This is a genomic window from Flavobacterium sp. KY-23415, from assembly GCF_055384985.1.
Window position 1 is genome coordinate 831,212 of record NZ_AP044001.1, and the last position, 13,617, is coordinate 844,828.

Sequence of the window (13,617 nt, forward strand, 5' to 3'; positions counted from 1 at the left end):
AATGAGAAATCAAAGCATAGGAAACAGTATCGACTGGTTTACCGTAATTCTATATACTATCCTAGTTCTTATGGGTTGGATGACAATATATTCGGCATCTCTTCCCTTTGAAGAAACTTCTATTTTAGATACCACACAAATATATGGACGACAAATGATGTTCATATTTCTAACGATTCCTTTAATCTTCATTTTATTATTTGTTGATGCTAAAGTTTTCGAACGCTTTTCTTTTGTTTTCTATGGTTTAGGTATTCTGTTACTGCTCGGATTATTTGTTTTTGGATCTACAATTAAAGGACAAACAAACTGGTATAAAATTGGTGGCTTCGGATTCCAACCTTCAGAATTTGTAAAAACAGGAACTGCTCTCCTTTTAGCAAAATACTTAAGTTTTTCTCAAATTAACTTAAAAGACACCAAACATCAATTGATAAGTTTTGCAATCATTTTTCTACCCATTCTCTTAATTATGATGCAGCCCGATGCTGGAAGTGCAATGATATTCTTATCATTAATATTTGTATTAAACAGAGAAGGCCTACCGAGTTGGTATTTAATTTCTGGCTTTGTTGCCATTGTCCTTTTTTTTACAGCTTTAAAAATTGAACCAAAATATATAGCAGTAAGCATTTTGGTGATCATGATTATTCATTTTTTAAGAAATCGAAAAATAAGCAGAAATCCAATTCTATATCTTTTACTTTTTTTAATCATCTCTGGTTATGTTTTTTCGGTGAACTATGTTTATAATAATGTTCTAGAACCACATCAGAAAGACAGAATTGATGTATTATTAGGCGACAATGTCGATATAAAAAAAGAAGGCTATAATCTTAACCAAGCGATGATTGCAATTGGCTCTGGTGGATTAACTGGAAAAGGATATTTAGAAGGCACGCAAACCAAAGGTGGTTTTGTTCCAGAACAACACACCGACTACATCTTTACGACTGTTGGTGAAGAATGGGGGTTTGCAGGCTCTGTCGTTGTAATTCTATTTTTTGTTGCTTTGTTTCTCCGTATTATAGTGCTGGCAGAAAAGCAAAAAACCAAATTTAGTAGAGTCTATGGGTATTGTGTTGCTACCTATCTTTTTACACACTTTTTAGTAAATATAGCCATGCTTATTAAATTATTCCCTACTATTGGTGTGCCGCTACCCTTCTTTTCATACGGTGGTTCAAGTTTATGGGCTTTTACAATTATGCTTTTTGTTTTTATTAAATTAGATGCCAATAAGGTGAATGAGTGGTAATTTAAAACTGCCACAGTACAAATTACACCTCAAAGCCTAGATATTGTGAAACAAGATGATAATAACATTCCCATCTGGTTGAAACGCAATATACTCTTTAGACAACTTTAAACCTTGTGACTTTTTTAAAATAAAAAACGAAAACGTCACAGTTTTTGTGGCATTTTAGATTTAGAATAAAAAATGTCACGGTTTTTGTGACAAAGTGAAAAACAGAATCTATTTTGTCACAACAATAATTTGAAGTAGAACATTATATCAGCTGTAAAAAAAGCAATTTCAGAAGTAAGCCAATGAAATCTCTACACTTCAATAAATAAAAATTTCAAGTATAAGTTTTCAAATATCTAAAGGAAATTGAAGTTAAAAATGTTATTAACATTTTAATGTTTGATATAGTACCTATCAAATTGTCTCAAAAAATAGTAAACCCCGTTTTCAAGACTTTTTGCTCAAAAAACGGGGTTTACTTCTGGAGTAAGGAAGCTTTAAGCCTTTATTTGTGAATGTGCCTAGTACTCCGCTTTACATACTCGATGTCGCTAATGTTACCTATATAGATCAAAACTTCCGTATTTCGCAACTATTTTGTAGCTATAAGTCTAATGCGCAATTTGGGTGCAATCAAATATCTGACTAAAAACATATTTTAACTACAACTCCTATTTCTAATTTACACCTTTTCTAATATCTATTTTGGCTTTCAAACTTATTAATCGTATATTCCTAACTCATAACCAATCCCTATAGTATGAACCTCGGCATCTACCTTCTTACCATGTTTATAAAAAACTTCCCATTCATTTGTTGTTTCAGTAGTTTCAAATGAAAATCTGTAAAAAGTCTTTGGTTTATACTCTTTATTTATTACTGGAAAATAAGGCTTAGTCGGTTTTGCAACTTTAATTTGTTTTCCTTTAAACTCTTTTATCTCGAAGGGTTCCGTTTGTATAAGTCTATCATTTTCATCTACAGGACCTAAATTAACAAAACCAATAAACATCCCTTTTGATGGTAAATCAATATTATAAACACTTAAATCTATTTTGAATGCGTCATTCTCTTGAGATAATATGAAGACAATATTGCTTTGAGTATATAGTGGAGTTCCTGGTTTCCCACCATCATTTTCATAGAATGTCATTTTAAATTTACTAGCAAATTTTATCTTGTTGACCAATTGTTTTTCCCCTGCATCTTCTTTAGAAAAAGATATTGTCTTTGTAATAACAGGTATCGTAACACTCTTTAATTGTGCATTTTTTTCATTATTAGGATTGTCAATCAAACAAGAGAGCTCACCTCCTATTATTAACATGTGTCCTTCCATGAAGTTATTATGTTTACTTTCTTTAACCTTTACTTTTTTGAAATTTGGATTTCTGTTGGTTACCACAACTTCGTTTAAAATTGTAGTTGTGGGTAGTAAATACACTTTCTCGTCACGTATTTCTTTAACAACAATTTCTTTATTTTCATAACCCAAGCAGCTTAAATGTATGGTGTCCGATTTCAAAAAAGCAAGTTCAATGTCCCCGCTTTCATCTGCATAAATTCCCGTATTATTATCTAAAATCACAGTAACAAAAGGAATTGGATTATTCGTTTTAAAATCTAGAATTTTAATTTTTTGCTGTGAAAGACACAAATTAAAACACAAGGCAATTATATAGGCTAGCCTTAATCTCATCATAACATTGTTTGTTTTTTTAAAGCCAGTTGAATTTCTGACTTTCCAATAATTGCTAAACGAAAACTATTGTCCTTTATTATTTTATTACGACACAAAATAACTTCAAATTTTTATTCCTTTTTTTCTACTTTAGACTTTCTGCTGAAAATATTTTTAAATTGATAAAAGAAACGTTCAATTAATCGTAAATCTTCTGTAATAATATCGGCTGAACCAATCATTTCTTGTTGGAATACAATTTTCTTATCATAGGACGTGTCTAAGCCATTAGGCAAGTCTACATCAATCAACAAATTACCTTCTTTGTCTGGTGTTGCCGAAATGTTTTTTACTTTCCCTTTAATAATTCCAAATTCTGTATCTGGAAAATTGGCCAATCGTATATTTACACTTTGTCCTGCTTTTAATTTCCCCGAATTCTGTGCCAATGCCTTAACTTTTCCAATATAGACCTCATTATCTACAGGAACGACAGAAAAAACCTGATCGCCTGCACTCACCGTTTGGTTTTCTGCCCATAATTGCATAAAAGACACTCTCCCACGAATAGCGGTTCTCAAGACATAATTTAATTCCCAATCTTTTATAGCTTTCTTCAATTGAAAAAAGGATTGAATCACATTGCGTTCTAAGTTTATGGCATCTTTAGTAGCATTAATTTTTGTGGTCTTACTATTTCGGTTCAACTCATTTAGTGAAGAACGCAATTGGGAAATTGAACTCAACAGATTCTTATAATTCTTTTGAGATTGTAAATAATTCAACTTTTGCTTTTCGAATTCTTGTTCTGCAATGACGCCTTTTTTATATAAGGTTTCATAGCGCGTTAAATCGTTTTTTTGAAGTTCCAATTCAGATTCAGTAATACTCTTTTGCGACGCTAACAAACTTAACCGCTCACTAATTTGCCTTGCCTCAAATCCTTGTGCAATACTTTCCACCTGATACGGTTTTAACTGTTTTTGCAAAGCTTCTGAACTATATTCCTTTTGAAAAAGTGCAAATTGATTTTCAACATCTCCAAATTGTGTAAACGCTAACATTTCAAAAGGAAAGGGAGTCCGCTTTAAGTCAATAGTATCCACAATACTTTTCAACAAAAAAACATCTTTATAATTAGCTGTATTTTCAATTACTGCTAAAGGTGTCCCTTTTTCAAGCACGTCATTATCTTTCACAAGTATCGCTTCTATTCTACCTGAAGTTCTTGCCGTTAACTTTTCTGGTGGCACTTGCGTTGTTATGGTAATTTGAGCCGTATTTGCATCTGGATATTTTATAAAATAGGAAAAAAGCAATACTAATAACAAAATGATTAATATTAGCAGGTTACCCCATCGAATCATCCAATGTGGAATTTTTGTAAGTATCTCTTGAACCTGTTCACTTCTCAATTCAATATCAGAAGCCGGTAAGTGTGTGTTGTTTGTATCTTGACTATGATCTGGCATTTCAATTCTTTTAATAGATTATTGCAATTATTACAAAGTGGCTACTTGAACCCAAATGCTTCTTGATTAAAAAGCATTTCATTCAAAATCAAATACTAAGTCCCCAACTGCAATTGATTTTTAACTAATTCATAATAACTCCCTTTCTTCTCAATTAGCTCGTTGTGGTTTCCTGTTTCAATAATTTTCCCTTTCTCTAACACCACAATTTGATCTGCATTAATTACTGTACTTAGTCGGTGTGCAATAACCACTACGGTTTTGTCTTTAAAGAACACATTCAACTTTTCCATTATGTCTTTTTCATTATTAGAGTCTAAAGCACTTGTTGCTTCATCGAAAAAGAGCATTTCTGGGTTTTTATATACCGACCTAGCAATTAAAAGTCGTTGCTTTTGACCTGTACTAATTCCAACACCTTCCGAACCAATTTTAGTATTATAGCGCAGCGGATAATCGTCTATAAAATCTTTAATATTAGCCACATTAGCTGCATAATCTAGTCGTTCCTTATCTATTACATCCACTCCAATAGCAATATTGTTTGCAATAGAATCGCTAAAAATGAAACCTTCTTGCATTACAGAACCCACATGATCTCTCCATGCCTTTTGAGACAGATTACTCAATGACGATTTCCCGAGCAAAACATCACCTTCACTAGGTTCATAGAATTTCAACAACAATTTCATTAAAGTGGTCTTGCCACTTCCGCTTGTACCCACAATTGCCGTAATTTTTTTTGCAGGAATGGTCATATTTAATTCCTTCAACACATTGGTATCTGAACCTAAATAACGAAACGACAAATCTTTAATTATAATATCTTCATCGCAAGGAATCTCTGTTAATTTGTCTTTCTCTCCTTGCACCTCATCATCCATTTCATGAATCTCCGACAATCTGGCTAAAGATATTTTTGCATCTTGCAACTCTCTTATAAAACCAATTAATTGCACAATAGGTCCGTTTAATGTTCCCACAATACTTGTAATTGCCATCATTTCTCCAATGGTTAAATTACCATTAATTACTGAGATTGCAGAAAGGAAAATGATGAAAATATTTTTCAGCTCATTAATAAAATTAGACCCAATACTTTGCGTTTGTTCTAAAACCAATCCTTTTAAGGAAACCCTAAACAAACGTGCTTGAATATATTCCCAACCCCAACGCTTTTGTTTTTCTGCATTATGCAGTTTTATTTCTTGCATTCCATTAATAAGCTCAATCACTTTGCTTTGCTCTTGACTCACCTCTGAAAATCGTTTATAATCTAATACTTCTCTTCGCTTCAAAAACAGAATAACCCAAAGGAAATAGAGAAAACTACCCACAAAGAAGACTGCAAATATGCTAAGATTATAATAGGCTAAAACACCACCCATAATAATCATATTGATAAAGGAAAACAAAACACTTAATGAGGATGTAGTTAAAATTCGCTCAATTCTGTGATGATCATTTATTCTTTGCATGATGTCTCCCGTCATTTTCACATCGAAATAGGAAATAGGCAAACTCATTAATTTAATAAAGAAATCGGAAATTAATGAAATATTAATTCTAGTAGAAAGGTGCAGTAGGATCCAACTACGAATTAATTCCAAACCTGTGCGCCCAAAAAACAGGAACAATTGTGCAATTAGCACTAAATAAATGAAGTGCATGTTTTGGTTGTGAATTCCAACATCAACCACACTTTGCGTTAAGAAAGGCGTTATTAACTGCAACAAACTGACTGCAAAAAGACCAATTGCGAGTTGAATAATAAACGCTTTATATTTAAAAACATAGCGCGATAAAATCCCGAAACCATAGGTTTTCTTTTCTTCAAGATCGGATTCAGATTCATTAAAATTTGGCGTGGTTTCCAGTAGCAGCGCAATACCGTCTTCTGTTGTTCTGTCTGCATTATTGCCAATCCAGAATTTCAAAAATTCGGATTCTGAATATGCTATTAAACCAATAGCAGGGTCAGACACATAGTACTTTCCTTTTTTCACCTTATATAAAACAACATAATGGTTTTTGTTCCAGTGCAAAATGCAAGGCAATGGGGCTTCTTCTAGTTTTTCAAGAGATAGTTTAACTCCCAAAGAACGAAAACCAATTTGTTCTGCGGCATCACTAAGGGTAAGCAAATTACTCCCTTCTCTTGTTGTTTCGGAAAGCTCTCTTAACTTCTGAGTATTAAGCATTCTTCCATAATGCTTTGCTATAATCTTTAAACACGTTGGACCGCAGTCCTTACTTTCTGTTTGAGTATAATGAGGAAATTTTTTCAAAATTTGTTTATAGTTTTTACAAAAATAATTAAAAAATATTAAGGAAAAACTTAATTAACGCTTATATCTTTCAACATAACTTCTTTATTTTCTTTACTCTTGATGATCAGAAAAAAACTACCTTTTGGCACTTCTAAATCAACTTTCGCATTTTTAACTTTTTTTATTCTGCTAATTACGGGAATACTCCTAGAACGGTATTTACTATAATGTTCTTTATCATAAAAATTCAACAGTACTTCTTGTCCTTCAACTTCCTCAAGAAGCGCATCGTTTATACTGATTGTGGAAAGTTCTGAAAATTGAGAGAAAGAAGGAACTATATTATTAACAACAAAATAATCAACCGTGGTGGTAACTTTATCCACATCTTTAAATGCGTTCGATGCAAAAAGAGTCAATTCGTTAGGCACATTGGAAACAATTTCAACTTGATCTATTGTTAGAGGATCTATTCCTGTTAGATCTTTAAAAAGCGCAGCCATTCTTTTTTGGTTAACATCTTCCTCGTTTTCTAAAATATGATCAATACCAGCATAAACAAAAACTTTTGCAGTTGTGTCTTTATCAAATACTCGTTTTAAATTTTCGGCTTGCGATAATTCTCTGTTAGAACTCTCGAAATCGTCATAGTCAACTATTGTAAATCCAAGGGCACAGGCTTCTTTTATAAAGTTATTAAAAAAAGGCTCTCTAAGATAATAGCCTGAGGTTTTTATTGGAAATTTTCTACTGTTTAGTAAGCTATCTTGCCCTTTGTCTATGGCTTCAACAGCTAAATGGGTATAACCATTCTCTTTCAAAGGTTTCAATAATTTGGTCGCAAACACTCTATGCTCTGGTTTCCAATGCATTTCATTGAGCATTACAATCCTGTGTGCTTTAGCCATTTCAGCTATTTTTTGGAGTACGGTTGCAGTATTGTTATATTCATTATGGGATAATAAATGCTCTTTTTTAGTTGTGAATAAATCATTAAAATAAAGAGTGCGTTTATTTTCAAATTCCTTAATTAATGTTTTGTATCTATAGTATTCTGTGTCGAATGAAAGAATCGTAGTTAGCAATTGAAATTTTATCCAATCCTTTTTTTCATCACTATTAATTGGAGCATTTTCAAGCCTATTCATTACGAAAAGGTAATTATCCTCATTCTTGTAGTTATTAAAAATATCCATATAACTGGGAGCATTCTCTTCTAAAATAGTAAAAGACATCGCTTCTATAATACTCTTTCCATCGTGCAAGATTGTACTATTCGATTTGTGTTTTCCAATGCTTTTAAGGGCAACAAAAAAAGAGTGCATTCCGTTGGATTTTTCATAGAGAACCGCATTATTAAGTGTATCATTCGCTACTAATTTGGCAGTAGTGAATGCCTCAGCATGTTTCTTTTTCTTTAAAAAAACAAACAGCTCATAATGAGGAATTTCTGTTGTTTTGCCATAAACCAATAAATCATTTTTATGAAGCTTATAGGTTTTTGAGAACGGGATAACCTCGTTACATTCTTCTGGCTGGTAATATTGAATATCTCCAAAAAAACGTCCACTAACGTTTAAAGGATAATTATAGAAGTTTGTTCCGTTAAAAAAATTATGTTTTCTATTTTTTTTAACCAGACTACAAGACAGCATTAAGGCCGATGCTACCATAATAAAAACACTATTTCCAAGTAGTTGTTTTAGGATCATAATTACATAGATTTTCATGAAAATAGCTCCCATCTTTTTGCACAGGAACTCTATTATCAGGACAAATATATCTAAATTCGCATTGCATACAACCTTCTATGCGATCCTTATTCACTTTCCATAATTCTTGGAATGCATCTGTCGTTATAATTTCTGTAATTAAATCGTTTTGAATATTTCCAAACTCCTTTTCATGGTTAAAGTAATGTTTAACAGCTCCTTGATTCGTGATATGGACTTTTCTATTAAAAAATAAATTAAATTTTTGAGCTTCCATAAAAGCATCTAGATTGGGCACAAAATCGTTAATACTGCTAATTTTTTTCGACAAGAACGAATCCAGATCACCAGTATAAAAGCGAATCCATTGGTTGTTTGCAACTAAGGTGCTCGGTGCATTATAGAAATGAACCTCTCTTAGTCTAGGAAATGCAGCAAATAATTTTTCAATTGCTAAACTGTCATTTGAATATTCCGATATGACACTAATACTATTTAGCTTTGATTGTTGCACAAGTTTTAAAATTTGTTCAAGAACAACCAGTGCTATTTTTGATTTGGTTAACAAAACCAATTGCACGCAACCTAAACTGTCAATTTCCTGCAATAATTTCACCTTAAAATCCTGCAAATCATCTATTTCCAAAAACAGTATATCAGTCAAAAACAAGTAGTCTTTCTCTAGATCTAAATCTAAAAAATGGTCTGGTTCATCGGTAAGAAAACCAAGCTCATTTTCAATTAAAAAAGTAAAGTTTTTGGTAACTAAGGCTTCATAGTCACTGTATTCGCTATAAATTACTTCCAACTTTTGATCAAAATTATCTTGCAACATCGCTGTTACAGAATTAGACACAAAAAAGATTTCCGATCTTTGGAGATCGCATATAGCTGTTCTGTTATATCCCTTAACAGGAACACAAGCATTATAGAATCTAAAATATTTGTTTTTATCAATCATAGGAAAGCGGGTTTGTAGAAGGAATTGCACCTCATTTTTTGAGTTTGGTGAAAATCAGATGACACAAAAGCTAAATCAACATTCTTTATGGGTTCATTTTCTTTACCTTCAACAAAAAAAACATTAATTGGTAACTTATCTTTAAATTCACTATGAATTTGATCTATTAATTTATTACTCATTGTTAGCTATTAAATAGTTAGACATTTTTTGATGCAGATTATAATTACACGGAATACTAGTCATTCCAAACTGCCCCGACGGATTAACCTCTAAAAAATAATAGTCATTATCTACAGATTTGATAATATCAATAGAGCCCGTATTCAATCCAATTTTTCGCATGAGTTCAATTATTTTTTCTTCAATACATTGCGGTAATTGGTACCTTCCTACCCGATTGGGTTTCTCCATATCATAATTTCTAAAATCAACTTTTGTTTTTTCATTATTCTGAGAAAAAATTACCATGGTATCAATTTTATCGTCAATAAAAAATGCTCTTAACTCATATTTTTTATCGATATATTGTTGAAACATTGAGGGACTAAAACGGGTTGGAATACCCTCTAAGGATTTTATTATTTGCGTAAAAAAAGGGTAATTTCTATTATTAAATTCTATATGCTTCCCTTCTCCTATGGACTTTGAAATAATCAAATTATTATTTTCTTCAAAAAATTGTGTTAACTGCATCAAACCCGAAGTGATTAAACTATTTGGTGTTTTCAATCCAACCTCATTCGCTAACTTCAAAATTTCTATTTTCGTGAGCATATTTCCTCTCTTAAACAGCCATTTCTTATCTTCCAATAATTTAAAAATCAGATTTCTAATAACCGAAAACTCAGAGTATATGTATCTTGTTAAATCGTCTTTTTTGCCAAAGCAATCTTCATAGCTTTTAAAAAAACCAAATTTTCTCATCCAAACGACCTTCACATCAGAAAAATTTATCTTCCTATTTTCTTTAACCAAATAACTTTCATTAAGATTGTTAGGAACCAAGTTAAGAGTTACTGATCCTGACATTATATCCTCATCATTCAATCTAAAGAAATCGGCTTTACTATTATGCAAATTTTCTACTACTATTTGCGTATCCGTATCTCTTGGAGTACTTAATATTAATATCATAATTGATTATTGGTATTTAATCTCAATTGAGGCTGCCCTAAAAGTAAAAAAGTTGACACCTTTTTATCACTCCGACGCAAGGAGGAGTCTCATAATTAATGTTATGTGATTTCTCCTTGGATCGAAACGACAAGATTACTATTTTTTTGGACAAGCTTAATTTGGGGTTAAAAAAGTGCAGGAATTTCCTGCACTTTAGACCCAATTATTAGGTTGGACTATAGATCGTCCCACTCTTCATCTGAACCATCATCACCATTACTTGGTGCACCAGGTCCAACAGTTACTGTGTTTTGACTAAAAGTGTTCATAGCCAATTTACGTCCTCCATAGATTGAATCTACCTCAACTTTGTGAGATTGGAAATCTTCTAATTTTTTCATAATAATGATAAATTTTGTTTTTAATAAATCCTCAAAACGTTTTAAGTCAATTGAGACTTTGACTGTTTTTTGCAAAGGCAGCTTAGAATTCTAATCTACACCAGATTCTTGATGAACCTCCACAACCTCTCACCCATCCTGTACCAGGAGAAGTGCTAGACATTACACAACCTCTAGACAAACAAGCTGCCATTTCTTGAGTAATACCACCTTTAACCGTTTTTTGCTCATTTTTAGATAATTCTTGAGCACCGTTTAAATTTAAAATTGATTTTTTCATACGTAAAAAATAATAGTTTTTAAAAAAATATTGAATTTATTATTACAATCCGCAAGCAGATATGCAACATGCAACTGAATCACAGTATTTTACAAATGCACCATTACAGTAGCATGGGAAAGATGCGTCTAACATTTTTCTTCCACCCGTCACCTCTTTTTGTGCTCCTTTTGATAATTCTTGAGCACCTGCTAAATTTAAAATTGATTTTTTCATAATTAAAATATTGGTATTTTTTTGTTTACTACAAGCCTTTAGAGTCAATTGTAGTTTTTGACTATTATTAAACTAAAAAATAAGTTTAGCAATCCCAGTTTACAAGTGAACAACCTCCTGTTTCAGCAATCCAAATTGGATTATGATTTATTTGACTTAAACATTGTGATTTTGTCATTGTATAATAAACTTTCGCTCCACACAATCCTGTAACATCTGGAATTCTTCCCCCAGCAACCTCTTTTTGTGCGCCTTTTGATAATTCTTGTGCGCCTGCTAAATTTAAAATTGATTTTTTCATGTTATATTTATTTCATTTGTTTTTATTTACGCTACATTTTTGTCAATGATTTTGACAAATTTGTTGCTTATAGATTACTATCCTCTATCGCAAGCTGCCCAGCTACATCTTCCAAATTGATTTCTACATGTATTGAAACCGCAACCATCTTCTCCTGGTCCATCTCCTCCACCTGGATTAAAAACTTTTCCACCCGCAGTTTCTTTAAGCTCTTTTTTTGTTAAAATTTGAGCTCCTTTTAAATTTAAAATTGATTTTTTCATAATTAAAATATTCGTATTTTTTTGTTTACTACAAGCCTTTAGAGTCAATTGTAGTTTTTGACTATCGTTGCAACAATATCGTTATGCCATAACTGGCGATTTCTCTTCTTGAAAGTCTGAAATAAAATACCGCAGTTCTTTTATTTCATAGTCGTTTGGCAAAATTTTATTATTTACCAATTTCACGGGTGTATAATTAAATCCATTACTCAAACACCATTCATACTGTTCTCTAAGTTGTTCGCTAACCTTGACAGAAGCAAACTCCTGTTTCCATTTACCCATCCAATCCACTATACTCCTATTTTGAATGTGCCAATCGGAAAGCGCTTCTTCAACCTTATCTGGAAAATCTTGATTGATTTGAAAAAGTGTAGCCGCAACCGCATAAAAAGGGTTTTCATTATTATCTGGGTTCAAATTAAAAAACACCGTTAATTTTATAGTATCGCTATGGGCTTTCATGAGACTAAGAGCCTCTTGGTATGCGGTGTGACAATGTCCGCAACTTGGACTTAGAATTAGTGTAATATTTACAAAAGCAGCAGGCTGTCCTAGTGTTATTTTAGATAATGCAGAAAGACCTTCTTCATTGACTACTTCTTTTTGAAGGGCTTTAAAAATGGCAAACTGTCTTTTAAATTTTGTTAATTGATGTGTTTCTTTCTTGAACTTTTCTACATCGAAAAAATAGGGTTTTATAAAAAACCATAAAGGAACCACTATCCCAATAGATAAAGCCAAAGCTTCATAGCTTATTGCTGTAATAGCACTAGAAACAAAAAACAAAGCCGACTGACTAAACAATAAAAAAGCAATTGCCAAACACAAAACACACCATTTTTTCAACTTCACCTTTTGCAGCCAAAACGAATAAAACAATATCGGAATCGCTAAAACACTCGCAAAACTTACGGCAACCAGAGAAGACTCACTAATTAAGGCTATCAAAATTCCAATACTAAAAAAAAGGATTGGTAAATCTGAAAAATCCAACCAATTGGTAATTGCAGCCGATTCCGATTTAATCACCGAATCGCAAGAGGTGTTTTTGGCTATGGAACAAATTTTTGAAGCAATCCCGTTGGTCTTTTGTAATTTTTCTTCAACAATCAAAACACTTATAAAAAACCCAACAAGAAGCAACCCAAAATGAATTGCAGAAAACAGTGTCGTCAATTGCATCTGAACCAAGAATAACAAAAACAATCCAATACCTAACAAAATTGTTTTGTTCTTAAACAATGTAATCTTTTCTGGAGCTGCTTCAAGATTGGGTTCAATGGCAACAACAATGCCATTCCAGTGCTTTAAAAACTCATCGGTTGAAATCTTCTCCTTTCCTTTAGCCTCTCTTTCAATAACAATTTCCTTTTTCTCCTTCTTCACTAGCGTAATTTCGTCTTCAAAAATCGCTAAAAAAGAGGCTGGCAATGCTTGAAACTGCTCTTTAGGCACTTTTGCTGCAATATTCTCTACAGCCAATACATTAAAAGTATCGGTTATAGCAAATAGGCTAGGATAATTTGGATGAGATAAAAATAGATTTTCAAAATCATTGCTTTCCGTATTATAATTATTAGTGTATAAAAATTTTTCGATTAATGCCTTCATCGCTCCAATTAATTAGTGCTTCATTTTTGATAAATTTTCAAATTCATCTCTCATTTTATGTTCTTAAAAAGAATCACA

The 13,617-nt window shown here is 32.2% G+C and carries 14 protein-coding genes; 1 reads left to right on the forward strand and 13 read right to left on the reverse strand.

Features of this window, described 5'->3' with window-relative positions; all coding sequences use genetic code 11:
* The first annotated feature begins 1 nt into the window (after position 1).
* The gene (gene rodA, locus ACZ49Z_RS04000; protein ID WP_464306903.1) at positions 2-1,258 is read left to right on the forward strand and encodes a rod shape-determining protein RodA; all 1,257 of its coding nucleotides are present in this window, start codon (positions 2-4) and stop codon (positions 1,256-1,258) included.
* A 712-nt stretch (positions 1,259-1,970) separates the two neighbouring features.
* Here rodA and ACZ49Z_RS04005 read toward each other — a convergent pair.
* From ACZ49Z_RS04005 to ACZ49Z_RS04065, 13 genes are all read right to left on the reverse strand, one after another.
* A complete protein-coding gene (locus tag ACZ49Z_RS04005) occupies positions 1,971-2,951 on the reverse strand; it encodes a carboxypeptidase-like regulatory domain-containing protein (RefSeq protein ID WP_464306904.1) in 981 nt (326 codons plus the stop codon).
* Positions 2,952-3,061: 110 nt separating this feature from the next.
* A complete protein-coding gene (locus ACZ49Z_RS04010; protein WP_464306905.1) occupies positions 3,062-4,402 on the reverse strand; it encodes an HlyD family secretion protein in 1,341 nt (446 codons plus the stop codon).
* Positions 4,403-4,497: 95 nt separating this feature from the next.
* Entirely contained in the window at positions 4,498-6,690 is a 2,193-nt protein-coding gene (locus ACZ49Z_RS04015) for a peptidase domain-containing ABC transporter (protein WP_464306906.1), read from the reverse strand.
* Between the two features lie 50 nt (positions 6,691-6,740).
* Complete coding sequence (locus tag ACZ49Z_RS04020) at positions 6,741-8,417, reverse strand: hypothetical protein (RefSeq protein ID WP_464306907.1); 1,677 nt, start codon at positions 8,415-8,417, stop codon at positions 6,741-6,743.
* Positions 8,356-9,345: a grasp-with-spasm system SPASM domain peptide maturase gene (gene gwsS / locus ACZ49Z_RS04025; protein ID WP_464306908.1), complete on the reverse strand. Its 990-nt coding sequence runs from the start codon at positions 9,343-9,345 to the stop codon at positions 8,356-8,358. Before gwsS ends, ACZ49Z_RS04020 begins: the two co-directional genes overlap by 62 nt.
* Positions 9,342-9,527, reverse strand: coding sequence for a hypothetical protein (locus ACZ49Z_RS04030; protein WP_464306909.1), 186 nt, complete (start codon positions 9,525-9,527; stop codon positions 9,342-9,344). Before ACZ49Z_RS04030 ends, gwsS begins: the two co-directional genes overlap by 4 nt.
* The gene (gene gwsG / locus ACZ49Z_RS04035; protein WP_464306910.1) at positions 9,520-10,482 is read right to left on the reverse strand and encodes a grasp-with-spasm system ATP-grasp peptide maturase; all 963 of its coding nucleotides are present in this window, start codon (positions 10,480-10,482) and stop codon (positions 9,520-9,522) included. Before gwsG ends, ACZ49Z_RS04030 begins: the two co-directional genes overlap by 8 nt.
* 218 nt (positions 10,483-10,700) lie before the next feature.
* Entirely contained in the window at positions 10,701-10,865 is a 165-nt protein-coding gene (locus ACZ49Z_RS04040) for a hypothetical protein (RefSeq protein ID WP_464306911.1), read from the reverse strand.
* Positions 10,866-10,947: 82 nt separating this feature from the next.
* Entirely contained in the window at positions 10,948-11,145 is a 198-nt protein-coding gene (locus ACZ49Z_RS04045; protein ID WP_464306912.1) for a hypothetical protein, read from the reverse strand.
* 42 nt (positions 11,146-11,187) lie between these two features.
* On the reverse strand, positions 11,188-11,361 hold the full coding sequence (locus ACZ49Z_RS04050) for a hypothetical protein (RefSeq protein ID WP_464306913.1): 174 nt from the start codon (positions 11,359-11,361) through the stop codon (positions 11,188-11,190).
* Positions 11,362-11,446: 85 nt separating this feature from the next.
* On the reverse strand, positions 11,447-11,662 hold the full coding sequence (locus ACZ49Z_RS04055; protein WP_464306914.1) for a hypothetical protein: 216 nt from the start codon (positions 11,660-11,662) through the stop codon (positions 11,447-11,449).
* Positions 11,663-11,739: 77 nt separating this feature from the next.
* A complete protein-coding gene (locus tag ACZ49Z_RS04060; RefSeq protein ID WP_464306915.1) occupies positions 11,740-11,925 on the reverse strand; it encodes a hypothetical protein in 186 nt (61 codons plus the stop codon).
* Positions 11,926-12,006: 81 nt separating this feature from the next.
* Positions 12,007-13,539, reverse strand: coding sequence for a vitamin K epoxide reductase family protein (locus tag ACZ49Z_RS04065; RefSeq protein ID WP_464306916.1), 1,533 nt, complete (start codon positions 13,537-13,539; stop codon positions 12,007-12,009).
* Positions 13,540-13,617 lie beyond the last annotated feature (78 nt).

Bases quoted from the DNA above. Each gene is read 5' to 3' on its own strand.
- ACZ49Z_RS04060 (WP_464306915.1), bottom strand. From the start codon at position 11,925: ATGAAAAAATCAATTTTAAATTTAAAAGGAGCTCAAATTTTAACAAAA.
- ACZ49Z_RS04055 (WP_464306914.1), bottom strand. From the start codon at position 11,662: ATGAAAAAATCAATTTTAAATTTAGCAGGCGCACAAGAATTATCAAAA.
- ACZ49Z_RS04050 (WP_464306913.1), bottom strand. From the start codon at position 11,361: ATGAAAAAATCAATTTTAAATTTAGCAGGTGCTCAAGAATTATCAAAA.
- rodA (WP_464306903.1), top strand. From the start codon at position 2: ATGAGAAATCAAAGCATAGGAAACAGTATCGACTGGTTTACCGTAATT.
- ACZ49Z_RS04005 (WP_464306904.1), bottom strand. From the start codon at position 2,951: ATGATGAGATTAAGGCTAGCCTATATAATTGCCTTGTGTTTTAATTTG.
- ACZ49Z_RS04065 (WP_464306916.1), bottom strand. From the start codon at position 13,539: ATGAAGGCATTAATCGAAAAATTTTTATACACTAATAATTATAATACG.
- ACZ49Z_RS04030 (WP_464306909.1), bottom strand. From the start codon at position 9,527: ATGAGTAATAAATTAATAGATCAAATTCATAGTGAATTTAAAGATAAG.
- ACZ49Z_RS04040 (WP_464306911.1), bottom strand. From the start codon at position 10,865: ATGAAAAAATTAGAAGATTTCCAATCTCACAAAGTTGAGGTAGATTCA.
- ACZ49Z_RS04045 (WP_464306912.1), bottom strand. From the start codon at position 11,145: ATGAAAAAATCAATTTTAAATTTAAACGGTGCTCAAGAATTATCTAAA.
- gwsG (WP_464306910.1), bottom strand. From the start codon at position 10,482: ATGATATTAATATTAAGTACTCCAAGAGATACGGATACGCAAATAGTA.
- ACZ49Z_RS04020 (WP_464306907.1), bottom strand. From the start codon at position 8,417: ATGGGAGCTATTTTCATGAAAATCTATGTAATTATGATCCTAAAACAA.
- gwsS (WP_464306908.1), bottom strand. From the start codon at position 9,345: ATGATTGATAAAAACAAATATTTTAGATTCTATAATGCTTGTGTTCCT.
- ACZ49Z_RS04010 (WP_464306905.1), bottom strand. From the start codon at position 4,402: ATGCCAGATCATAGTCAAGATACAAACAACACACACTTACCGGCTTCT.